The 21,565-nt window shown below is 70.3% G+C and carries 21 protein-coding genes, 2 tRNA genes and 1 pseudogene; 9 read left to right on the forward strand and 15 right to left on the reverse strand.

All coding sequences use genetic code 11. The features are described 5' to 3' along the window. A complete protein-coding gene (locus LNK82_RS25285; RefSeq protein ID WP_230569478.1) occupies nucleotides 1–885 on the reverse strand; it encodes a rhomboid family intramembrane serine protease in 885 nt (294 codons plus the stop codon). Further along, a complete protein-coding gene (locus tag LNK82_RS25290) occupies nucleotides 886–1,434 on the reverse strand; it encodes a peptidylprolyl isomerase (protein WP_372470633.1) in 549 nt (182 codons plus the stop codon). It lies immediately after the preceding gene. A gap of 96 nt (nucleotides 1,435–1,530) precedes the next feature. Between LNK82_RS25290 and LNK82_RS25295 the strand changes: the two genes are divergently transcribed. After that, nucleotides 1,531–2,136 carry a hypothetical protein gene (locus LNK82_RS25295; protein ID WP_230569480.1) on the forward strand — a complete coding sequence of 202 codons (606 nt, stop codon included), beginning with the start codon at nucleotides 1,531–1,533 and terminating at the stop codon, nucleotides 2,134–2,136. Nucleotides 2,137–2,193: 57 nt separating this feature from the next. On the opposite strand, the gene LNK82_RS25300 is transcribed toward LNK82_RS25295, so the two are convergent. Next, nucleotides 2,194–2,745 carry a DUF2020 domain-containing protein gene (locus tag LNK82_RS25300; protein ID WP_230569481.1) on the reverse strand — a complete coding sequence of 184 codons (552 nt, stop codon included), beginning with the start codon at nucleotides 2,743–2,745 and terminating at the stop codon, nucleotides 2,194–2,196. Between the two features lie 126 nt (nucleotides 2,746–2,871). Between LNK82_RS25300 and LNK82_RS25305 the strand changes: the two genes are divergently transcribed. Further along, nucleotides 2,872–3,288 (forward strand): DoxX family protein, encoded by a 417-nt coding sequence (locus LNK82_RS25305; RefSeq protein WP_230569482.1) that lies wholly within the window; start codon nucleotides 2,872–2,874, stop codon nucleotides 3,286–3,288. 352 nt (nucleotides 3,289–3,640) lie between these two features. Here the strand turns inward: LNK82_RS25305 and LNK82_RS25310 are convergent. The 11 genes and pseudogenes from LNK82_RS25310 to dnaA all read right to left on the reverse strand — a co-directional run bounded on the left by LNK82_RS25310 (nucleotide 3,641) and on the right by dnaA (nucleotide 16,264). Further along, nucleotides 3,641–3,713, reverse strand: a tRNA-Ala gene (locus LNK82_RS25310). A gap of 35 nt (nucleotides 3,714–3,748) precedes the next feature. Beyond that, a pseudogene (locus LNK82_RS25315) lies at nucleotides 3,749–3,865 on the reverse strand (DLW-39 family protein); the annotation flags it as partial. A gap of 35 nt (nucleotides 3,866–3,900) precedes the next feature. Next, nucleotides 3,901–3,974 (reverse strand) — tRNA-Ile (locus LNK82_RS25320). Between the two features lie 63 nt (nucleotides 3,975–4,037). Next, a complete protein-coding gene (locus tag LNK82_RS47875; protein ID WP_230569483.1) occupies nucleotides 4,038–4,901 on the reverse strand; it encodes a DUF3566 domain-containing protein in 864 nt (287 codons plus the stop codon). A gap of 26 nt (nucleotides 4,902–4,927) precedes the next feature. Then, nucleotides 4,928–7,519 carry a DNA gyrase subunit A gene (gyrA, locus tag LNK82_RS25330; RefSeq protein ID WP_308257265.1) on the reverse strand — a complete coding sequence of 864 codons (2,592 nt, stop codon included), beginning with the start codon at nucleotides 7,517–7,519 and terminating at the stop codon, nucleotides 4,928–4,930. A 49-nt stretch (nucleotides 7,520–7,568) separates the two neighbouring features. Further along, nucleotides 7,569–9,539 (reverse strand): DNA topoisomerase (ATP-hydrolyzing) subunit B, encoded by a 1,971-nt coding sequence (gyrB, locus tag LNK82_RS25335; protein ID WP_230569484.1) that lies wholly within the window; start codon nucleotides 9,537–9,539, stop codon nucleotides 7,569–7,571. A 236-nt stretch (nucleotides 9,540–9,775) separates the two neighbouring features. Continuing rightward, complete coding sequence (locus LNK82_RS25340; protein ID WP_268996988.1) at nucleotides 9,776–10,276, reverse strand: DciA family protein; 501 nt, start codon at nucleotides 10,274–10,276, stop codon at nucleotides 9,776–9,778. Between the two features lie 118 nt (nucleotides 10,277–10,394). After that, nucleotides 10,395–11,510 (reverse strand): DNA replication/repair protein RecF, encoded by a 1,116-nt coding sequence (gene recF, locus LNK82_RS25345; RefSeq protein ID WP_230569485.1) that lies wholly within the window; start codon nucleotides 11,508–11,510, stop codon nucleotides 10,395–10,397. 4 nt (nucleotides 11,511–11,514) lie between these two features. Next, complete coding sequence (gnd, locus tag LNK82_RS25350; RefSeq protein ID WP_308257266.1) at nucleotides 11,515–12,429, reverse strand: phosphogluconate dehydrogenase (NAD(+)-dependent, decarboxylating); 915 nt, start codon at nucleotides 12,427–12,429, stop codon at nucleotides 11,515–11,517. A 41-nt stretch (nucleotides 12,430–12,470) separates the two neighbouring features. Then, nucleotides 12,471–13,607: a DNA polymerase III subunit beta gene (dnaN, locus tag LNK82_RS25355; protein ID WP_230569486.1), complete on the reverse strand. Its 1,137-nt coding sequence runs from the start codon at nucleotides 13,605–13,607 to the stop codon at nucleotides 12,471–12,473. A gap of 1,103 nt (nucleotides 13,608–14,710) precedes the next feature. Further along, a complete protein-coding gene (dnaA, locus tag LNK82_RS25360) occupies nucleotides 14,711–16,264 on the reverse strand; it encodes a chromosomal replication initiator protein DnaA (protein ID WP_230569487.1) in 1,554 nt (517 codons plus the stop codon). A gap of 475 nt (nucleotides 16,265–16,739) precedes the next feature. Between dnaA and rpmH the strand changes: the two genes are divergently transcribed. Genes rpmH through LNK82_RS25385 form a run of 5 tightly spaced genes read left to right on the forward strand, consistent with a single transcriptional unit; the run spans nucleotide 16,740 to nucleotide 19,109 of the window. Next, entirely contained in the window at nucleotides 16,740–16,883 is a 144-nt protein-coding gene (gene rpmH / locus LNK82_RS25365) for a 50S ribosomal protein L34 (protein ID WP_073897783.1), read from the forward strand. Nucleotides 16,884–16,896: 13 nt separating this feature from the next. Next, nucleotides 16,897–17,238 carry a ribonuclease P protein component gene (gene rnpA, locus LNK82_RS25370; protein ID WP_230569488.1) on the forward strand — a complete coding sequence of 114 codons (342 nt, stop codon included), beginning with the start codon at nucleotides 16,897–16,899 and terminating at the stop codon, nucleotides 17,236–17,238. Next, nucleotides 17,235–17,507, forward strand: coding sequence for a membrane protein insertion efficiency factor YidD (yidD, locus tag LNK82_RS25375; RefSeq protein ID WP_230569489.1), 273 nt, complete (start codon nucleotides 17,235–17,237; stop codon nucleotides 17,505–17,507). The genes rnpA and yidD overlap by 4 nt, the downstream gene beginning before the upstream one ends. A gap of 3 nt (nucleotides 17,508–17,510) precedes the next feature. Next, complete coding sequence (gene yidC / locus LNK82_RS25380; protein WP_230569490.1) at nucleotides 17,511–18,548, forward strand: membrane protein insertase YidC; 1,038 nt, start codon at nucleotides 17,511–17,513, stop codon at nucleotides 18,546–18,548. A gap of 18 nt (nucleotides 18,549–18,566) precedes the next feature. After that, entirely contained in the window at nucleotides 18,567–19,109 is a 543-nt protein-coding gene (locus LNK82_RS25385; protein ID WP_053714548.1) for a Jag family protein, read from the forward strand. Between the two features lie 84 nt (nucleotides 19,110–19,193). Here the strand turns inward: LNK82_RS25385 and LNK82_RS25390 are convergent, their stop codons facing one another. Beyond that, nucleotides 19,194–20,228, reverse strand: coding sequence for a methyltransferase domain-containing protein (locus LNK82_RS25390; protein WP_230569491.1), 1,035 nt, complete (start codon nucleotides 20,226–20,228; stop codon nucleotides 19,194–19,196). On the opposite strand from LNK82_RS25390, the gene LNK82_RS25395 reads away from it, so the two are divergent. Then, nucleotides 20,227–20,685 (forward strand): NUDIX hydrolase, encoded by a 459-nt coding sequence (locus LNK82_RS25395; RefSeq protein WP_230569492.1) that lies wholly within the window; start codon nucleotides 20,227–20,229, stop codon nucleotides 20,683–20,685. The genes LNK82_RS25390 and LNK82_RS25395 overlap by 2 nt on opposite strands. A gap of 165 nt (nucleotides 20,686–20,850) precedes the next feature. Further along, nucleotides 20,851–21,528 (forward strand): 16S rRNA (guanine(527)-N(7))-methyltransferase RsmG, encoded by a 678-nt coding sequence (gene rsmG / locus LNK82_RS25400; protein WP_230569493.1) that lies wholly within the window; start codon nucleotides 20,851–20,853, stop codon nucleotides 21,526–21,528. Nucleotides 21,529–21,565: the final 37 nt, after the last annotated feature.

Consider the following 21,565-nt stretch of genomic DNA (forward strand, 5'->3'; position numbering starts at 1 on the left):
TCAGACCAGCTGCGCGGTCCGCACGACCGCCAGCACCACCAGCAGCACGACCGCGGCGGACACCGCCGCCAGCTGCCAGTTGTTCCGCTTCGCGGCCGGCGCGTAGACCAGCCCGGCCGTCAGCGCCGCGCCGATCACCAGGCCGCCGATGTGCCCGAGCAGGGAGATGCCCGGCAGGGTGAAGCTGAGCACGACGTTCAAGCCGATCACGCCGAGCGCCGGGCCGGGGTTGAGCTTGAGCCGCAGCACGGCCACCAGCATCGCGCCCATCAGGCCGTACACCGCGCCGGACGCGCCGGCCACCACCGTGTCGATCCCGCCGAACAGGTACACCGCGAGCCCGCCGCCGAGCAGCGACACCCCGTACACCGCGGAGAACCGCAGCTTGCCGAACACGGGTTCCAGGTCACGGCCGAGCACGTACAGCGCGATCATGTTCAACGCCAGGTGCAAGGGCCCGAAGTGCAGGAACCCCGACGTCACCAGCCGCCACCACTCGCCGTCCAGGGCGACCGACGGCGTGTACATCACGAGGTCGAGGAACAGCGCCGACCGCTGGTTGGCCGCCACGCTGCCCGCCTGGGCCGCCGTGACCGCGAAGAGCAGCACGTTCACCGCGATCAGCACCGGTGTGACCACCATGCGCCGGGAGTACTCCGCGCCGACGAACGTGCGCGGCCGGCGCACCGTGGCCCGGCCCTCGTTCACGCAGTCGACGCACTGGTGGCCGACGGACGCCTCGCGCAGGCACTCCGGGCACGCCGGCCGGTCGCAGCGGACGCACCGCAGCCCGGTGGCCCGGTCGGGGTGGCGCACGCAGACCGGCAGGTCTGGCCGCGCCCCGATCGGCTCACCGGGCGGCGGGGAGATCGGCGAGTCGGCCACTCAGGCCCGCTCCACCGAGACCTTCTCGATCACCACGTCGGTGACCGGGCGGTCGCCGGCGCCGGTGGGTGCGGCGCCGATCGCGTCCACCACGTTGCGCGAGTCCTGGTCGGCGACCTCGCCGAAGATCGTGTGCTTGAAGTTCAGCCAGGTGGTCGGCGCGACCGTGATGAAGAACTGCGAGCCGTTGCTGTTGGGCCCGGCGTTGGCCATCGCCAGCAGGTAGGGCTTGTTGAACTGCAGCTCCGGGTGGAACTCGTCGGCGAACTTGTAGCCGGGGCCGCCGCGTCCGGTGCCCGTCGGGTCACCGCCCTGGAGCATGAAGCCCGCGATCACCCGGTGGAAGATCGACCCGTCGTAGAACGGGCCGGACGTCTCGCCCTTCGCGTTGGGGTCGGAGTAGCTCTTCGTGCCCTCGGCCAGGCCGACGAAGTTGGCCACCGTCTTGGGGGCTTGGTCGGGGAAGAGGTTGACGCGGATGTCGCCCTGCGAGGTGTGCAGGGTCGCCGTCAGCTTGGTCCCCACGAACGATTCGTTGCTGTCTGCCACGCCACCCATCGTGCCATCAAGGGGCGGGGTGGTTGGGAAAGGGGCACGATGGGTATTGCCTGGAACGTGACTGACCGACAGCTTCTGGAGCGCGATATGGATGAGGTAGACGCCATGACCCGGGCCGGGGAGTCGGTCGGCAAGGCGGTGCGGACTGTTCGCCGCAACGCCGTCCGCGCTGGTCACGTCGGCGCGGACGCGGCTGTTCAGCTCGCGCAGCGCGCCGAGGGCAAGCTCGCCGAGCGCGGCGTGACCAAGGACTACGTCCGCGGTGTCGTCGCCGACAAGGCGGGCGTGCTGGTGGAGAAGGCCGAGGCGTACGAGAAGTCCACCAGGCGCGGTCGCAAGCAGCTCGCGAAGAGGGCCAAGGGCGTCCGCAAGGACGTCGCGAAGGCCGCCGAGCGGGCGCGCAAGGAGGCCAAGGTGCGCGCGAAGGACGTGCGCAAGGCCGCGAAGCAGGCGCGCAAGGAGATGGCAGCGGCCAAGCACCCCAAGGGCCGCCGCTGGCCGTGGGTGCTCGGCGTGTTCGCCGCCGCCGCGGTGGCGGGGTACCTCGCGCTGACCAAGCGGCCTCAGGAGGTGCACCTGGAGGAGGACGACGTGGAGATCACGTCCGAGCCCACCACGGCCGGCGCCGCCGAGACCGTTCGCCCGCACGCGGCCCGCAACGGCCAGGTCTCCGACCAGCACAGCCGCAGCTGACCGGAAGAAGAGCTTCGCGCCCGCCCCGCCAGGGGACGGGCGCGAAGTCGTGCGCGCTCACAGGCCGAGGTTGCCGACCACGGTCTCGGCGATCCGGCGAGTCTTGATCGTCTGCTTCTGGTTGCTGGTCACGACCACCGCGTTGCCGCCCTTGGCCACCGCGTACACCGCGCCCGTCGCGGTGGTCAGCGAGCCGCCGTTCCACCCCGCGGGAACCGTCGCCGGGCTCGAGTCGGCGACCGGCGCGGCCCGGTCGACCACCGCCTTCGCCGTCTCCGGCTCACCCCGGAACACCCAGACGGACAACTGCACGTCCGTGGCGTTGGCGTAGAAGAAGCAGGCCGGGTCGGGCTGGCCTGCGGACAGCCGAACCTTCCGCACCAGCTGCCCGTTCGCCTCCTGCACGACCGAAGAGGCCAGGTAGGGGCACTGGCCCTCGGCTGCGGGCTCCGGCGCGGGCGGCGGACCGGCGGGCGTGGTCGTCGTCTTCGCCACTGCGCTGGTGGTCGTCCCGGCGGCGGGGACCGGGGTCGGGTCGGCGGTCGCGCAGGCGGTCAGCGCGCCGAGGACCAGCAGGGAGGGCAGGGCGGTGAGCAGCACTCGGTTCATAGGGCAGCCAGTCAATCAGATGGCGGACAGCGAATCGACAACGTGACCACCTAGGCACACAAGGTAAACCACATTACGGTGTCCTTACCCTGCCGGCCGCCCCTGCAATGTGAGGACTCAGTCAAGATGAACATCTTTGACCGCGGTCGAGACCACGCCATCGCCGTGTTCCGGATTGTCGTCGGTGTGCTGTTCATGTGCCACGGCGCGCAGAAGCTGTTCGGCGTGCTGGGCTCCAAGGGTGCCGTGTCGATCACCGACTGGCCGTCCGGCCCGGCCGGCCTGATCGAGTTCGTCGGTGGCGCGTTGATCGTCATCGGCCTCGGCACCCGGATCGCCGCGCTGATCTCATCCGGTGCGATGGCCTACGCGTACTTCGTCGTCCACCAGCACGCCGGGCTCCTGCCCATCCAGAACAAGGGCGAGCTGGCCGCCGTGTACGCGTGGGTGTTCCTGCTGTTGGCGTTCACCGGTCCCGGCGCTTGGGCCGTGGACAAGGTGATCTCCGCACGGAAGCAGGAACAGGCGCTCGTCAACGCATAGCAGCGGGCAAGACGAGGGCCCGCACCCAGCGGCATTGGGTGCGGGCCCTCACTTGTCGACTTACCGCGAAAGCCACCGCCGGACAGCCCTCACGCAGGGGATGACCCGGCGGTTACACCCCAGTAAACACCAAACGCGAAACTTTCGCGCCCCCACCAACCCGACAAACCGGACTTTTACCCACTCAAAGGGAACCTGCGCGCCAAGCGATCTTCGCGGGGTCCGGGGCCTGCGGCCTCGAAGGGGGTCCCGGGGGCGAAGCCTCCCGGGCGGGGCGTGGGGGTCGCACCCCCACAAACACGACGAGCGAGGCGGCCGACGCTTTCCGTCGACACACCTCGCCCAGAGCGAGTGGAGACGAGGGGAATCGAACCCCTAACCCCCGCCTTGCAAAGGCGGTGCTCTGCCAATTGAGCTACGTCCCCTCGCGGGGCGGCAGACTTACCGCCCTCGCGGGTCAGTCGGTGGGAGCGGTGGCCTCGCGCCACAGGTCCGCGTCGGCCTTGGCCGAGCGGCTGCGCTTGACGAAGAACAGAACCGCACCGGCGACCGCGACAAGTGCGATGATCTTCTTCACGGCGATTCCCCTCTGCAACACCTGTGAACTTCCGGTGGGCCTAGGAGGACTCGAACCTCCGACCTCTTCGTTATCAGCGAAGCGCTCTAACCGTCTGAGCTATAGGCCCTCGGGGCAACGACGGCAAGACTACAGCACCTCCCGTCGCCGCCCCAAATCGGCTGGTCGTAGATCACTCCCGCTCGGACAAGGTCACTTCCAGGCCCCCGGCAAGATCGGCCGAGACGTTGTAGACGAACGAGCCGACGGTCGCCAGGGCGGTGAACAGCACGATGTTCACCGCGCCCACGATCGCCGCCACGCCGAACACGCGACCGGCGCTGATCAGCGGGTCGCTGCCGGTCTCGTTGCCCTGCAGCAGGTCGCTGGCGGTGTTGTTGATCTTGTCCCACACGCCCATGCCGTTCAGCACGCCGTACAGCACGCCGACCGCCACGAGCCACACGAAGAACAGCGCCACGCTCAGCACCAGGGCCAGCTTGAGCACCGACCACGGGTCGACCCGCTTGACCTGCAGGCTCGCCCGACGCGGACCGCGCCCGGGGCGGCGGGCCGAGGGCGCGGAGGCGGCCGGCCGACCGTTCGCCGCGCCCAGGTTCACCTGCGTGCGGGCCGAACCCGCCGCGGCCTGCGCCCCGGGCACCACGGGACGGGCCACCGCCACCGTGTCCGGGTCGCTGGCCGGGTACGCGGGCTGCGTCCCCTCCGCCGCCGGGTGCTCCGGCGCGGACATCAGGTCGGCCGGACCGACCTGCTGCGCCTCGCCGTACTGCGTGTCGCTCGTCACGCGCTGCCACGGCGGGGGCGCCGCGGCCTGGTGGCTGTCGCTCTCGGCGGCCGGCCGCTCGACCTTCTCGGTCTTGCCGTCGGCCGTCGTCGCGTCGGCCGCGGGCGTCGCGGCCTGCTCGGACGCCCCCGAGGCGTCGACCGCCGGCTTCTCGGCGCCGGCGGGCTCATCGCCGGCCGCCGGTGTCGGCTCGGCGCCGGGCCGGGTGATCACCGCGGTCTTGTCCTCTGGCTTCTCGGGTGGAGTCACGAGCAGTCCTCAACCTCTCGTTCGCGCTAGTTGGCAGGCTCAGCCTGGTCGCCCTCGGCGGAGTCGACGACCGGCCCCGCGTCGGCCGGGTCGACCGTCGGCCCCGCCTCGGCGGAGTCGACGACGACACCGCTGTCACCACTGGTGACGTCCGCGGGCTCGTCGGCGTTGCGCGCCACCGCGATCAGGGTGGTCCCTTCGCCGAGGTTCATCAACCGGACGCCCTTCGTCTGCCGCCCTGCCTTGCGCACCTCCTTGGCGCTGGTCCGGATGACCCCGCCCGAAGAGGTGATCGCGTACAGCTCGTCGTCGACGTCGACGATGAGCGCGCCGACCAGCCTGCCACGCCTGCGGTCGTGCTGGATGGTGAGCACACCCTTGCCACCGCGACCCTGGACGGGGTAGTCCTCGATCGGCGTGCGCTTGGCGTACCCACCATCGGTCGCCACCAAAACAAACAGACCCTCCTGGACGACGCCCATCGACAGCAGCTCGTCCCCGCTGTTGAAGCGCATGCCCAGCACGCCCGAGGTCGCCCGGCCCATCGGGCGCAGCGCCTCGTCGCTCGCGTGGAACCGGATGGACTGGCCGTCGGCCGAGATGAGCTGGAGGTCGTCGGACGCCGAGCACAGCACCGCGCCGACCAGCTCGTCGTCGTCACGCAGGTTGATGCCGATCAGGCCGCCGGACCGGTTGGAGTCGAAGTCGGACAGCTTCGACTTCTTGACCAGGCCCTTCTTGGTGGCGAGCACCAGGTACGGCGCGACCTCGTAGTTCTTGATCTGGATGACCTGGGCGATCTCCTCCTCCGGCTGGAACGCCAGGAGGTTCGCCACGTGCTGGCCGCGCGCGTTGCGGTTGGCCTCGGGCAGCTCGTAGGCCTTCGCCCGGTACACCCGGCCCTTGTTCGTGAAGAACAGGATCCAGTCGTGCGTGGAGCACACGAAGAAGTGCTGCACGATGTCGTCCTGCTTGAGCTGGGCGCCCTGCACGCCCTTGCCGCCGCGCTTCTGCGAGCGGTACAGGTCGGTCTTCGTGCGCTTCGCGTACCCCGTCCGGGTGATGGTGACGACGACGTCCTCGACCGCGATCAGGTCTTCCATAGACACGTCGCCGTCGAACGGCACGATCTTGGTGCGCCGGTCGTCACCGTGCTTGTCCACGATCGCCAGCAGCTCCTCGCGCACGATCGCGCGCTGCCGCTCCGGCTTGTCGAGGATGTCCTTGTAGTCGGCGATCTCCAGCTCGATCTCGGCCAGCTGGTCGACGATCTTCTGCCGCTCCAGGGCGGCCAGCCGGCGCAGCTGCATCTCCAGGATCGCGTTGGCCTGGATCTCGTCGACGTCGAGCAGCTCCATCAAGCCGGTGCGCGCCACCTCGGGCGTGTCCGACCGGCGGATCAGCGCGATCACCGCGTCGAGCTGGTCGAGCGCCTTGACCAGGCCGCGCAGCACGTGGGCGCGTTCCTCGGCCTTGCGCAGGCGGAAGCGCGTGCGCCGGACGATGACCTCGATCTGGTGCTTCACGTAGTGCCGGATCATCTGGTCCAGGCGCAACGTGCGCGGCACGCCGTCGACCAGCGACAACATGTTCACGCCGAAGGAGTACTGCAGCTGGGTGTGCTTGTAGAGGTTGTTCAGCACGACCTTGGCGACCGCGTCGCGCTTGAGCGTGACCACGATCCGCATGCCCGAGCGCCGGTTGGACTCGTCGGCGATGTTCGCGATGCCGGTCAGCTTCTGGTCGCGGACCAGGGTGGCGATGTTCTCCACCAGGTTGTCCGGGTTCACCTGGTAGGGCAGCTCGGTGACCACCAGGATCGTGCGGCCCTTGGCGTCCTCGTCGATCTCCACGACCGCGCGCATCTTCACCGAGCCGCGGCCGGTGCGGTACGCGTCCTCGATGCCGGCCGTGCCGAGGATCTGGCCGTAGGTCGGGAAGTCGGGCCCCTTGATCCGCTGGATCATCGCCTCCAGCGTCTCCTCCTCGGACGCCTCCCAGTTGTCCAGCGCCCACACCACGCCGTCGGCGACCTCGCGCAGGTTGTGCGGCGGGATGTTGGTCGCCATGCCGACCGCGATGCCCGAGCTGCCGTTGATCAGCAGGTTCGGCACGCGCGAGGGCAGGACCGTCGGCTCCTGGATGCGACCGTCGTAGTTGTCGCGGAAGTCGACCGTGTCTTCCTCGATGTCGGCCAGCATCTGCATGGCCAACGGCGTGAGCCGGCACTCGGTGTACCTCATCGCGGCTGCCGGATCGTTGCCCGGGGAGCCGAAGTTGCCCTGGCCGTCGATCAGCGGGTAGCGCTGCGACCACGGCTGGGCGAGGCGGACCAGTGCGTCGTAGATGGCCGAGTCGCCGTGGGGGTGGTAGTTGCCCATCACGTCGCCGACCACACGGGCGCACTTGTTGTAGCTGCGGTCCGGGCGGAAGCCCGAGTCGAACATCGAGTACAGCACGCGGACGTGCACGGGCTTCAGGCCGTCGCGCACGTCGGGCAGCGCTCGTCCCACGATCACGCTCATCGCGTAGTCGATGTACGAGTTCTGCATCTCCTGCTGGATGTCGCGCGGCTCGGTGCGGTCTCCACCGGCCGGGGGCAGCGTCGTCTCGCTCACAGTTCTACTTCCTTAGAGGGCACGCCTGCGGGTTCGGGAACGACAGGGGTCAGACGTCGAGGAACCGGACGCCCTTGGCGTTGCGGGTGATGAACGCGCGGCGGGCCTCCACGTCCTCGCCCATCAGCACGCTGAACAGCTCGTCGGCCGTCGCGGCGTCGTCCATGGTCACCTGCGTCAGCACCCGGTTGGCCGGGTCCATCGTCGTCTCCCACAGCTCGGAGGAGTTCATCTCGCCGAGGCCCTTGTAGCGCTGGATGTTGTCGTCCTTGCCGATCTTCTTGCCCGCGGCGAGACCGGCCTTGATGATGCCGTCGCGCTCGCGGTCGGAGTAGGCGTACTCCGGCTCGGCGCGCTGCCACTTGATCTTGTAGAGCGGCGGGTTCGCCAGGTACACGTGACCGTGCTCGATCAGCGGGCGCATGAAGCGGAAGAGCAGGGTCAGCAGCAGCGTCCGGATGTGCTGGCCGTCCACGTCGGCGTCGGCCATCAGCACGATCTTGTGGTAGCGCAGCTTCGCGATGTCGAAGTCCTCGTGGATGCCCGTGCCGAACGCCGTGATCAGGGCCTGGACCTCGTTGTTCTTCAGCACGCGGTCGATGCGCGCCTTCTCCACGTTGATGATCTTGCCCCGGATCGGCAGGATCGCCTGGAACATGGAGTCCCGGCCCTCCTTGGCCGAGCCGCCCGCGGAGTCGCCCTCCACGACGTAGATCTCGCAGTCCTCCGGGTTGGTGGAGCGGCAGTCCTTGAGCTTGCCGGGCAGGCCGCCGATGTCGAGGGCGCCCTTGCGGCGGACGAGCTCGCGGGCCTTGCGGGCGGCGATGCGGGCCTGCGCCGAGGACACCGACTTGGTGACGATCGCCCTGGCCTCGTTGGGGTGGCGCTCGAACCAGTCGGCCAGGTGCTCGTTGGTGGACTTCTGCACGAAGGACTTGGCCTCGCTGTTGCCCAGCTTGGTCTTGGTCTGGCCCTCGAACTGCGGCTCCTTGAGCTTGACCGAGATGATCGCGGCCAGGCCCTCGCGGATGTCGTCGCCGGTGAGGTTGGAGTCCTTCTCCTTGAGCAGCTTCTTCTCGCGCGCGTACTCGTTGACCACGCGGGTCAGCGCGGCGCGGAAGCCCTCTTCGTGCGTGCCGCCCTCGTGGGTGTTGATCGTGTTGGCGAACGTGTACACCGACGGCGTGTAGCCGGTGTTCCACTGCATCGCCACCTCGACCTCGAGGTCCTCGCCCTTGGCCTCGAACGAGACGACCTTCTGGTGCACGGCCTCACGGGTGTGGTTGATGTGGCGGACGAAGTCCTCCAAGCCGCCGGGGTAGTGGAACGTGCGCTCGCGCACGGCCGCCACGTGGCCCTCGGCGTCGGCCTCCTCGTCGCTCGCCTGCACGCGCTCGTCGCGCAGGATGATCGTGAGGCCCTTGTTGAGGAACGCCATCTCCTGCAGGCGGCGGGAGATCGTCTCGATGTTGTAGTCGGTGGTCTCGAAGATCGTCGGGTCGGCCCAGAACGTGATGGCCGTGCCCGTCTCGTCGGTCGGCTCGCCCTTGGTCAGCTCGTGCGCGGGCTTGGTGTTCTCGAACCGCTGGTTCCACGTGAAACCCTCGGTCTTGACCTCGACGTCGACGGCGGTGGACAGCGCGTTCACCACGGAGATGCCGACGCCGTGCAGACCGCCGGACACCGCGTAGGAGTCGCTGTCGAACTTGCCGCCCGCGTGCAGCTTGGTCAGCACCACTTCCAGCGTGGGCCGCTTCTCGACCGGGTGCATGCCGACCGGGATGCCGCGGCCGTCGTCGATGACCCGGACGCCCCCGTTGGCCAGCAGCGTCACGTCCACGACCGTCGCGTAGCCGGCCATGGCCTCGTCGACCGAGTTGTCCACGACCTCCTGGATCAGGTGGTGCAGACCGCGCTCGCCGGTGGAACCGATGTACATGCCTGGCCGCTTGCGGACCGCTTCCAGGCCCTCCAGGACGGTGATCGAGGACGCGTTGTACTCATTCTTCTTGGCTGCCACGGGCCTGGTGTCTCCTCGGACTTCACGCGACTGGGACCGTCGCCGGGCGACGCTGGGTTGCGCTACCCCACGATTCTACCGGGGCATACCGACAGAAACCCACTTAGGACACCCCTGGTTTGCTCACAGGCGGCCCGAAGTGAACGCAGATGGGTACGGACCGCTGGTCACGGGGTCAAAATCGACTGGTGAGCGCTCACCGCGCCACAGGATCGCCGCTGCGGCCCTGGCGCTCGTCACCCGTAGGTGTCACGTGGTCCGCGACCCGGAGCGTGCCTGGGGCCGTAGCGCCAACTGGGCGCCGCCGGACCCTGGACCTTCAACTTCTGCACGACGCCGTGGCCGACGCCCGCCGCGATCCGCTTGAGCAGGTCGCGCTGCAACAGCCGCAGCTGCGTGGCCCACGCCGTCGAGTCGGCCTGGACGGTCAGTTCACCGTCACTGAGCGCTACCGGCTGCGCGTGCTCGGCCACGTCCTCGCCGACCAGTTTCGGCCACCGGGCGAACACCTGGCCACCCGAGAGCCGCTCGACCCAACCGCGATCGGCGGCGATCCTCGCCGCGAGCCTGCCGAGCGGTTGCGGGTCGCGGTCGTCGGGGCCGGGCCCGGACCAGCGGCGACGCCGGCGACGGCCCGTCGCGCCCGCCCCGCCCTTGCGCACGCCCCGCACCCCGCGCTCCTTGGCGGAGGCGCGGGCCGCTTCCAGGGCGGCTCGGGCGAGGTCCGGACCCCGCAAAGCACCCTCTTGTGTACTACCGGCTGTGGATATGTCCGGTTCACGAGGGGAGTTATCCACACCATCCACAGGGTTGTCCCCAGATGTGTGTCGGGTCACACCCGTTCGGGGCAACTCCTCAGACACGGTGCACCTCCCCGTGGCGAACGTCGAACCGCAGCCCGTCCAGCTCCTCGGGCACGTCCTCCGCGACCGCCGCCGTGATCAGCACCTGCTCCGCGCCGGCGGCCACCTTCGCCAACTGACGACGCCTGCCCCGGTCCAGTTCGGCGAACACATCGTCCAGCACGAGGACCGGTTCGGCCCCCTCGACACGCAGCAACTCGTACCCGCCGAGACGCAGGGCCAAGGCGAAGGACCATGACTCACCGTGACTGGCGTAGCCCTTCGCGGGCAGGTCGCCGAGCGCCAGGTCGAGGTCGTCGCGGTGCGGCCCGACCAGGCACACGCCCCGCTCGACCTCCTGCGGGCGCACCCGGTGCAGCTCGGCGAGCAACGCGTCCTCCAGCACGTCCCGGTCGTGCGACTCCGGGAACGCCTCGCCGAGGCTCGACCGGTACGCGATCCGCGCGGGCCGGGACTCCGGCGCCACCTCCGCGTACGCCGCGGCCACGTGCGGCGCGATGTCCGCGACCAGGTCCAGCCGCGCGGCCAGCAGCTCGGCGCCGTGCCGGGCCAGGTGCCCGTCCCACACGTCGAGCGTGCTGATGTCGGCGTTGCGCGCCGCGCGCACGGTCTTGAGCAACGCGCCACGCTGCTTGAGCACGCGTTCGTAGTCGCTGCGCACCCCGGCGTACCGCGGCGCGCGCGTGGTCAGCAGCTCGTCGAGGAACCGCCGGCGTTCGCCGGGGTCGCCGCGCACCAGCGCCAGGTCCTCCGGCGCGAACAGCACCGTCCGCAGGATGCCGAGCACGTCGCGCGGGCGCGGCACCGGGCCGCGGTTGACCCGCGCCCGGTTCGCCTTGCCCGGCGTGATCTCCAGCTCGACCAGCAGCTCGCGCCCCTCGTTGACCACCGCCGCGCGGACCACCGCGCGCGGGGCGCCGTGCCGGATCAGCGGCGCGTCCGTGGCCACCCGGTGCGAACCGAGGGTGGCCACGTACCCCAGCGCCTCGACCAGGTTCGTCTTGCCCTGGCCGTTGCGCCCCACCAGCACGCTCACCCCCGGCTCGAACACCAGGTCCGCGTGCTCCCACGACCTGAAGTCGGTGACTTGCAGGTGCCGGACGTACAACTCGTCAGCTCTGGGTCGAGCCGGAACCGGACGAAGGACCCGCGGTCTGCACGGCGTGGCCGCCGAACTGGTTGCGCAGCGCCGCGACCGCGCGCATCGCCGGCGAGTCGTCCTGCCGGGACGCGAACCGGGCGAACAGCGCGGCGGAGATCACCGGCGCGGGCACCGCGTGCTTGATCGCCTCCTCGACGGTCCACCGGCCCTCGCCGGAGTCCTCGACGTGACCGCGCAGGTCGTCGAGCTCCGGGTCCGACTCCAGCGCGCGGACCAGCAGGTCCAGCAGCCACGAGCGGACCACGGTGCCGCGCTGCCACGCCTTGATCGTGGCCGGCACGTCGTCCACCAGCTTGGAGGCCTCCAGCAGCTCGAAGCCCTCGGCGTAGGCCTGCATGAGGCCGTACTCGATGCCGTTGTGGACCATCTTCGCGAAGTGGCCGGCGCCGATGCGGCCCGCGTGCGCGAAGCCCTCCTCGCGCGGGCCCTCCGGGCGGAGCGCGTCGAAGATCGGCATGGCGCGCTCGACGTGCTCGGCGTCGCCGCCGACCATCAGCCCGTAGCCGTTCTCCAGGCCCCACACGCCACCGGACACGCCGGCGTCCATGTAGCCGACGCCCTTGTCGCCCAACGCCTTGGCGTTGACCTCGTCGTCGGTGAAGCGCGAGTTGCCGCCGTCGATCACCAGGTCGCCCGGCTCGAGCAGGTCGCCGAGCTCGGCGATCGTCTGCCGGGTGATGTCACCGGCGGGCACCATCACCCACACCAGGCGCGGTGCGGCGAGCTTGCCCACCATGTCGGCGAGCGAGTCGGCGTCGGTGACTTCCGGGTTGCGGTCGTAGCCGACCACCTCGTGCCCCGCGCGGCGGATGCGCTCGCGCATGTTGAAGCCCATCTTGCCGAGGCCGACGAGTCCGAGCTGCACGGTCGTTCCTCTTCCCTAGCGTCTGTGGATGGCGTGGTGGATCAGCCGGGCAGGCGCACGGGCATCAGCAGGTAGAGGTAGCCCGGCGCCACGTTCCCATCCTCGTCCACCGGCTTGAGCAGTGCGGGCCGACTGGGTGTGGTGAAGGACAAGTGCGCCCGCGGCGTGCGGACGGCCTGGAGCCCTTCGAGGAGGTAGGTCGGGTTGAACGCGATGGTGACCGCGTCGCCGGTGTAGTCGACCGGCAGCTCTTCCTCGGCGCTGCCCTCGTCGTCGCCGCCCGCGGACAGGCGCAGGCCGTTGTCCACGAACTCCAGCCGGACCTGCGTGCCGCGCTCGGCGACCAGCGACACGCGCTTGATCGCCTGCACCAGCGCGTCGACCTCGATGATCGCGGCGGCCGAGTGCTCGGTGGGCAGCAGCTGGCGGTACTTCGGGAAGTCGGCGTCGAGCAAGCGGGTGGTCGTGCGGCGGTTCGTGCCGGACAGGCCGAGCAGGCCGTCGTTCGCGGCGAGGGACAGCTCGATCTTCGCGCCGGACGCGCCCAGCGTCTTCGCGGCGTCGTTCAGGGTCTTCGCCGGCACGAGCACGGCGACCTCGCCGAGGGACTCGTTCGGCTCCCACGGGAACTCGCGCATGGCGAGCCGGAAGCGGTCGGTGGCGACCAGGGTCACCTTGCCCTCGCCGATCTCCAGCCGGACGCCGGTCAGCATCGGGAGCGTGTCGTCCTTGCCCGCCGCGACGGCGACCTGGTTCACGGCCTCGCCGAAGACCTCGCCCGGGAGCTCGCCGGCCAGCTGCGGCATGGACGGCAGCTGCGGGTAGTCCTCGACCGGCATGGTCGGCAGGCTGAACCGGGCGCTGCCGCACGAGATCGTCATCCGGGAGCCGTCGACCGCGATCTCGACCGGGTGGTTCGGCAGGGCCTTGGTGATGTCGGCCAGGAGCCGTCCGCTGACGAGCGCCTTGCCGCCGTCGGCGATCGTGGCCGGGACGCCGCACTGCGCGGACACCTCGTAGTCGAACCCGGAGACGGTCAGCGCCTCGCCGGAGCCGTCCTCCGCCCCGGCGTCGAGCAGGATTCCGCCGAGCACCGCGACAGGCGGCCTGGACGGCAGGCTGCGGGCGACCCAGGCGACGGCGTCGGCCAGGCCGTCGCGCTCGACGCGGATCTTCATGAGGCGTCCTTCCTCAAGTCGGCATGACCAACAACAGCATGCGTTGCGGTGGGGGTTGGGGAGCCGCGGCCCTCGCCGGATCTTCCGACCCTCGGCGCGGAGGCTCCCCACCGTAGAGCGTCGGCCCGGTCCTCGTCACCTCGGGGCTGCCCCGGGGCGAGGCGCTGCCGAGCGCTCGTCCCCGGGCTCGACCGCCGGCTGTTTTTTCTTTGTTCTTCATCTTCAAGGGAAGACAACAGCAACAGCAGTAGGGCCTGTGGATTGTGTGGACAACCCCGGTTTTCGCAGCGTGTCGCCCGCTTGGAGGTGTGGATGGACACGGGGTGTCACCCGGGGACAAGTCGGCGCACCCGGGGAGAACTACGAGGCTCGTCCGTTCGGTCCACAGGGAGGCCGAGTTGTCCCCGGGTTAATCCCCGGGTGTGGGCCGGGTTGTACCCGGGTGCTGCACAGGGTGATGGTGGGCCGAATCTCCCCCGACGGGGCACTTCGCCGGGCCTGTGGACAACTTTTCGCCCGCCGTTCACCAGCGGCGGCACGTGCGACGGGGCCGTTGCGGCGCACCGGGAACGGCCTGGACCCGGCCCCGGTGGGGCGGGGGTACCTCACACGGGTGACACGAAACGACCCCCGTCGGTCCCGACCTCCACGCCCGGGTGTTCCGGCCTCCTCGGCGCCTCCCGGTGGGCCGCGGCGGGCGCGGCACCCGGGTGCGAGGAGGAGCGGACGACGACCCCATCGGAGGCCGGCTCGGGCGACGGCCGCGCGCCGCCGTCCGTTCACCGGGGGCGGGCGCCGGGTGCCGTGCCGGGACGCCGTGAGGATGGGGTGGGGACACCGCCGTGCCGGGTGCGGGCGGCCCGGTACGACGGACGCGGGGGCCGCCGGACACGGTGCGGCGGGGGCAGCGGGAGCCGGCTGTGGTCGGCCGGGTGCGGCTGCCGGGACGCGTGGCGCGGGGTTCGCCGGGATGCTGAGGTCGCCGAACCGGTCCGGCGACCTCAGCTCGGGTCCGGAGTGCGGTTCAGGGTCGGTTGGGAGGCGCCTGGCGCCGAGCCGGTACTAGGCGCGACGGCGGGGTGGGAGGCGCAAGCGTTTGCGGGTCAGGGGGTGTGGCGGGCGCGCTGCTTGATGCGCGACGTCAGCTCCTGCACCTGCTCGTACACCCGGCGGCGCTCCGCCATCTCCTTGCGGATCTTCTTGTCCGCGTGCATGACCGTCGTGTGGTCGCGGCCGCCGAACGTCTGGCCGATCTTCGGCAGCGACAGGTCCGTCAGCTCGCGGCACAGGTACATGGAGATCTGCCGCGCCTGGGCCAGGACCTTCGTCTTGCCGGGGCCGCACAGGTCGTCTATGGACACGGAGAAGAACTCCGCGGTGACCGCCATGATCGTGGGCGCGGTGATCTCCGGGGCGTGCGAGTCCGGGATCAGGTCGCGCAGGACTATCTCGGCCAGCTGCACGTCGACCGGCTGCCGGTTGAGCGAGGCGAACGCCGTGACGCGGATGAGCGCGCCCTCGAGCTCGCGGATGTTCCGCTCGATCCGGGCCGCGATGAACTCCAGCACCTCGGCGGGCGCGGCCAGCCGGTCCTGCGCGGCCTTCTTGCGCAGGATGGCGATCCGCGTCTCCAGCTCGGGCGGCTGGATGTCGGTGATCAGGCCCCACTCGAACCGCGTCCGCAGCCGGTCCTCCAACGTCTCCAGCCGCTTGGGCGGCCGGTCGGAGGACACCACGATCTGCTTGTTCGCGTTGTGCAGCGTGTTGAAGGTGTGGAAGAACTCCTCCTGCGTGCCTTCCTTGCCCTCCAGGAACTGGATGTCGTCGACCAGCAGCACGTCGATGTCCCGGTACCGGCGCTGGAAGGCGACCTTGCGGTCGTCACGCAGGGAGTTGATGAAGTCGTTGGTGAACTCCTCGGTCGACACGTACCGCACGCGCATGCCGGGGAACAGCCGCTGCGCGTAGTGCCCGACCGCGTGCAGCAGGTGCGTCTTGCCGAGCCCGGACTCGCCCCAGATGAACAGCGGGTTGTACGCGCGGGCGGGCGCCTCGGCGACGGCCACCGCGGCGGCGTGCGCGAAGCGGTTGGACGCGCCGATGACGAACGTGTCGAAGTTGTACTTCTCGTTCAGCCTGGTCTGCGAGGCCACCGGGTTGGCGGGCCGGGTGTACGGCATGCCGCTCGGCGCGGCGTGACCACCGCTGAACGTGGGCCAGATCTCGGTGACGGCGGCGAGCGCCTCGCCCTCCTCGTCGACCTCTTCGCCTTCGCCCTCGGTGTCGCCCTCGGGCTCCGCCTCGACGGCCACGCCGCCGTTGACGGCCACCGCGCCGGGCGGCGGTCCGGGCACGGGCACCGCGCCGGGCACCGGGATCGGCGCGGTCACGGGGTCGGGCGAGTCGACCTTCACGGCCAGCGAGACGGCTCGGCCGAGCCGACGGGAGAGGGCCGCGGTGATCGGTTCGCGCAGCGCGCGCTCGATGGCTTCCTTGGCGAAGTCGCTCGGCGCGGCGAGCAGCGCGGTCCCGTCGAGCAGCCCGATGGGTCGGGTCACGCGCATCCAAGCGCGCTGTTGGGGGGACAACGTGCTGGCTGCGAGCTCCTGCACGACCTGCTCCCACACGAGACCCAGATCGGTCTGGTGGTCGGACACCTCCGCGCTCCCCTCCCCTCGTGACGTCTCCGCGGTCAGTCCCCGGGGAACTTCCACGACGTGGACACGGAGAATAGAGGCATCCACAGAGTTATCCACAACTGTGCACGAACGGGGCCCGGAGCGCAGCGGATCCCCCCGTTGCTCCCGAGCGCCTGCGGCCGGCGTGGCGGGGGCTGTCGTGCTCCGTCCAGCCCGGCTCGCGTCAACTCGCATCACCCGCGAAGGCAGCACGCTAACAAGGTGCGGGCCCTGCCACAAGGCGTACCGCCGCGCAAGCCCTTTCCGTGCCTGGAACGGCGTTCGGGACGCCGTCCGGCGCGTCCGGGGGCGACCCCGATTTGAACCGCGCCCCCGGGGCTGCGTACCCTCGTAACCGTCTCCCGCTTGCGTGGGGTGCTTTTCGCGCGCCTAAGGCTTGATCGCTGGGGACAACCACAGACCTGCTTGGCAGTTAAGCACCGGGAGTCCGACCGTGAGCAAGGGTAAGCGCACCTTCCAGCCCAACAACCGTCGCCGTGCCAAGACGCACGGGTTCCGGCTGCGCATGCGCACCCGTGCCGGTCGCGCCATCCTGGCCGCGCGCCGTGGCAAGGGCCGCAAGCAGCTGTCCGCCTGATCGCCGCAGCGCCGTGCTACCCGCGGCCAATCGGCTGACCCGCAGCCAGGACTTCGGCCTGGTGGTCCGCCGAGGCCGCCGGGCCGGCCGGTCCCGGCTGGTGGTGCACGTCCTGACGTCGGCGCAGCCCACCTTGGACCCGTCCAAGGTGGGCTTCGTCGTGAGCAAGGCCGTGGGCAACTCCGTGGTCCGGCACCGCGTGAGCCGCAAGCTCCGGCACGTGGTGCGCGATCGGCTCGACGTGCTGCCGCCCGGAACTTCACTGGTCGTGCGCGCGTTGGCACCGTCAGCCGATGCGGACAGCGCCGAGCTCGGCCGTGACCTCGACGCGGCGCTGCACAAGGTGCTGCGATGACGACCGTCCAGGTGAGCCCCGTCGTCCGGGTGCTGCTGCTGCCGGTGCGCTTCTACCGGAAGTTCATCTCACCGGCACTGCCCCCGACCTGCCGTTTCCACCCGAGTTGCAGCGCGTACGCGGTGGAGGCGTTGACCGTCCACGGTGCGTTGCGCGGTTCCTGGCTGACCCTGCGCCGGCTGGGTCGCTGCGGACCCTGGCACCCTGGTGGCCTGGACCCGGTTCCGCCGAGGCGAAACGCGGTCCCCGACCTTCCTGCCGAGGAGTAGCTAGTGCTCAACTTCATCTACTACCCGGTGTCCTTCATCCTGTGGTGTTGGCACTGGGTGTTCGGCCACATCTTCGGCGAGTCGAGCGGGTTCGCGTGGGCCCTGGCCGTGGTGTTCCTCGTCTTCACGCTGCGCGCGATCCTGTTCAAGCCGTTCGTCGGCCAGGTCCGCTCGATGCGCAAGATGCAGGAGTTCGCGCCCGAGCTGCAGAAGATCAAGAAGAAGTACGCGAACGACAAGCAGCGCCAGGCGCAGGAGATGCAGAAGCTCCAGTCGGAGCACGGCGTCAACCCGCTGGGCGGCTGCCTGCCGATGCTCGTGCAGATCCCGGTGTTCATCGGCCTGTTCCACGTGCTGCGCTCGTTCCGGCCCGGCTGGGGCGAGGTCTACTTCTTCGACGCCCAGGGCGTGGAGTCGTTCGTCAACGCGAAGCTGTTCGGCGCGAACCTGTCGACCTTCATCACGATGCCCGCCCAGGAGCTGGAGCAGTTCGCCACCAGCCGCAACGCGGTGCTGCTGGTCTCGATCCCGTTGATGATCATCGCCTCGATCGCGACGCACTTCACCGCGCGCCACTCGGTGGCCCGGCAGACGCAGGCGGCGGCGGACAACCCGCAGACCGCGATCATGAACAAGCTGACGCTCTACATCTTCCCGATCGGCGTGCTCGTCGGTGGCCTCTTCTTCCCCGTCGCGATCCTGCTCTACTGGCTGAGCAACAACGCGTGGACGCTGGGTCAGCAGTACGTCGTGTACCACCGCATCGACCGCGAGGAAGAGGCGAAGAAGGTCGAGGCCACCGCGCAGCGGTCGGCGCTCGCGCCGAAGCCGGGCGTGAAGCCCGCGACCAAGCCCAAGCCGGGCCAGAAGCCGCAGCCGCAGCGCAAGCCCGCGGGCGCCCAGCCCGCCTCGGGCGCCGCCAAGGCCGCACCGGACGACGCGAGCGAGTCCACGCCGACCGCGAAGCCGTCCACCGAGATCCCCGGTCTGAGCCCAGACCGATCCCCAGGCAAGAAGCAGGGCAACAAGAAGCGTCGTTGACCCTGGAGAGGAGACATCGTGTCGGAGACGTTGCAGGCGGCCGACGTGGACGCACCGGAGGCCGACAAGGTTCCGCCGGCGCGCTCGGGGAGTTCGGAGGACCTGCTCGTCCAGGAGGGCGACATCGCCGGGGACTACCTCGAGCGGCTGTTGGACCTGCTCGACTACGACGGCGACATCGACCTCGACGTCGAGGCGGGTCGGGCGATCGTGAGCATCGACGGCGGTGACGACCTGGAGAAGCTGGTCGGTCCCCGCGGCACGGTCCTGGAATCGTTGCAGGAGCTGACCCGGCTCGCGGTGCAGCAGGAGACGGGAGTGCGCAGCCGCCTCATGCTGGACATCGCCGGGTGGCGCGCCGGACGACGTGCCGAACTCGCCGACCTCGGCCGGACCACGGCGGAGAAGGTGGTGGCGACGGGCGAGAAGGTGCGGCTGCACCCGATGACGCCGTTCGAGCGGAAGGTCGTGCACGACGCCGTCGCCGCGGTGGCGGGCGTGCACAGCGAGAGCGAGGGCGAGGAGCCCCAGCGCCGCGTGGTGGTGCTGCCGAAGCCCTGAGCGGGTTGCACGAGCGGTGTGGCTGAACGGCCCCGGTCCCCTGGTGGGATCGGGGCCGTTCTGGTTGGTCGGTGGGATGGCTGGTTACGCCACGACCAGGTAGCGCTCGTCGGTGATCTCCCGGCCCCAGAGGGTCGGGTCGGTGAGCGGGTGGACGTCCCCCTCCCCCAGCAGCGCCACGCACTCGGCGGCGGTCAGGCCGGCGCCGGTGGACCAGCGACCCTCGACCAGGATCAGGCGGCCGTTCGGCTTGAGGAGGGCGCGCCACCGGTCGAGCGCGGCGGCCGGGTCGGGCAGCGCCCAGAGGACGTGCCGGGCGAGCACGACGTCGAAGCTGCCCGGCGGGTACGGCGGGTGGGCCGCGTCGCCTTGGCGGAAGTCGATGCCGGGAGCTTTGGCGCGGGCCGGCGCGAGCATCCGCTCGGAGAGGTCGAGGCCGGCGACGTGGTGGCCGGCCTCGGCGAGCAACGCGGCGAGGCTGCCCGTGCCGCAGCCGAGGTCGACCACCGAGGCGGGGGCGGGTGGCAGTCGTGGGAGGAGCACATCGGCCCACGCCCGGCGGACGGCCGGGTCGCGCAGTCCGTGGTCGGCGTCCTCGTCGAACGTCGCGGCCTGGGCGTCCCAGAACCGGGCTTGCGCGAAGGTGGTCAGCCACGCGCGCTGCTCGTCGCTCTCGGGGACGTCCCGGCCGCGTGCCTCGGAGATCGCCTGCCACGCCGCTTCGGGTGACGCGCCGTCCAGGACGAGGAGGGCGCCGGCGAGCAACGACGAGCGGCCGATCCCGGCCCAGCAGTGGACCACGACGTGCCGGCCCGCGCGCATGTCGCGGAGGACGGGGTCGAGGTTCGGAGTGGTGGCGGGGATGCCGAAATCCGGGATCGGCAGCCAGTGGAAGGTGATGCCGGCGTCGCGGGCGGCCTCGGGTTCGTCGGCCAGGTCGAGCTCCGCCAGCTCCGTCTCGGTGAGCGCGCACACGATCACCTCGACGCCGGCCGTCGCCAGGTAGGCGATGTGGTCGAGGCTGTAGGGGTGCCCCATCGTGCTCAGCACCCCCGGTCTGATCTCGTACATGCCCTTGCCCTTCCCCTCGTCGTGTTTCACGTGAAACGGTCGCGGCATGACTGGGATCATCCGCAAGCTCCGTGTCGCCGCCTATGCCGTGATCATCGAGGACGGCCGGTTGCTGCTCTCCCGCTGGCTCGGACCGGACCGGCCGATGTGGATCCTGCCCGGCGGGGGGCTCGACCACGGTGAGGACCCGTACGACGCGGTGGTCCGCGAGGTGTTCGAGGAGACGGGCTACCGGGCGGAGGTGGACCGGCTGCTCGGCATCCAGAACGTCCACGGTCCGTTGACGCGGGACGGGGTCGACTTGGACTACCACCGCATCCGGATCATGTACGAGGCGCACGTCGTCGGCGGGGAGTTGACGTTCGAGGTCGGCGGGAGCACGGACCAGGCGGCGTGGTTCCCGCTCGAGGAGGTCCCCGAGTTGGATCACGTCGCGTCGGTCGACTACGCGTTGGAGCTCCTCCGGGTGCTCCCCAAGGACGGTCGGATTGAAAGTTTCACGTGAAACGCGACTCGGATTTGGCGTGTCGCCGGGGTGATCCGTCATAGTGGGGACCGGCACATCTCGTGGGGCTCATCGCCTCCTTGGCGAGACGCCCAACCCCATCGCCCACACCCGGCCGCCGCCGGCGTCTGGTGTGGTTTCACGTGAAACGTCCCGGACGGAGACATGGCCGCAGAGGTGGAAGACCGCGCGAAGAAGGTCTTCGGTGACCACTACGACAAGGCGGTCGCCTTCACGGCACTGCTCACCGAGCACGGCGTCGAACGCGGGCTCATCGGCCCGCGGGAGGTCGACCGGCTCTGGGAGCGCCACATCCTCAACTCGGCCGTCGTGGCGGAGCTGCTCCCCCAAGGTGCACGGGTAGTGGACGTGGGCTCGGGCGCGGGCCTGCCGGGGATCCCCCTGGCGATCGCGCGGCCGGACCTGGAGTTGACGCTCCTGGAGCCGATGGCGCGGCGGGTGGCGTGGCTGACCGAGTGCGTCGACGCGCTCGGGCTGACGGTCGCCGTGGTGCGCGGCCGGGCGGAGGAGCCGCAGGTGCGGGAGCAGCTGGGTGACAGCGACGTCGTGACGGCGCGCGCGGTGGCCCCGCTGGAACGGCTGACGCGGTGGTGCCTGCCGCTGCTCCGGCCGGGTGGACGTCTGGTGGCCCTCAAGGGCGAGAGCGCCGCGGAAGAACTGGAACGCGACGCCGAGGCGGTGCGCCGGGCCGGAGGGATCCGACCGCGCGTCACCACCTGCGGTGGCGAAGTACTCGAACTGCCGACGACGGTCGTGCTCGTGGAGCGCGATGAGCAGGCGAGCCGCCGTGAAGGCGCGCGTCGCAGAAGGAAGGTTCGGTGAACGTGTACCCCGACCCCCTGCAACCGGTGTTCCAAGC

Source organism: Saccharothrix luteola (assembly GCF_020859565.1).
GTDB lineage: Bacteria > Actinomycetota > Actinomycetes > Mycobacteriales > Pseudonocardiaceae > Actinosynnema > Actinosynnema luteola.

Coding starts and splice junctions, on each gene's coding strand:
- LNK82_RS25295 (WP_230569480.1), top strand. CDS start 1,531: ATGGATGAGGTAGACGCCATGACCCGGGCCGGGGAGTCGGTCGGCAAG.
- LNK82_RS25300 (WP_230569481.1), bottom strand. CDS start 2,745: ATGAACCGAGTGCTGCTCACCGCCCTGCCCTCCCTGCTGGTCCTCGGC.
- LNK82_RS25305 (WP_230569482.1), top strand. CDS start 2,872: ATGAACATCTTTGACCGCGGTCGAGACCACGCCATCGCCGTGTTCCGG.
- dnaN (WP_230569486.1), bottom strand. CDS start 13,607: ATGAAGATCCGCGTCGAGCGCGACGGCCTGGCCGACGCCGTCGCCTGG.
- yidD (WP_230569489.1), top strand. CDS start 17,235: ATGACGACCGTCCAGGTGAGCCCCGTCGTCCGGGTGCTGCTGCTGCCG.
- LNK82_RS25395 (WP_230569492.1), top strand. CDS start 20,227: ATGACTGGGATCATCCGCAAGCTCCGTGTCGCCGCCTATGCCGTGATC.
- LNK82_RS25390 (WP_230569491.1), bottom strand. CDS start 20,228: ATGCCGCGACCGTTTCACGTGAAACACGACGAGGGGAAGGGCAAGGGC.
- rsmG (WP_230569493.1), top strand. CDS start 20,851: ATGGCCGCAGAGGTGGAAGACCGCGCGAAGAAGGTCTTCGGTGACCAC.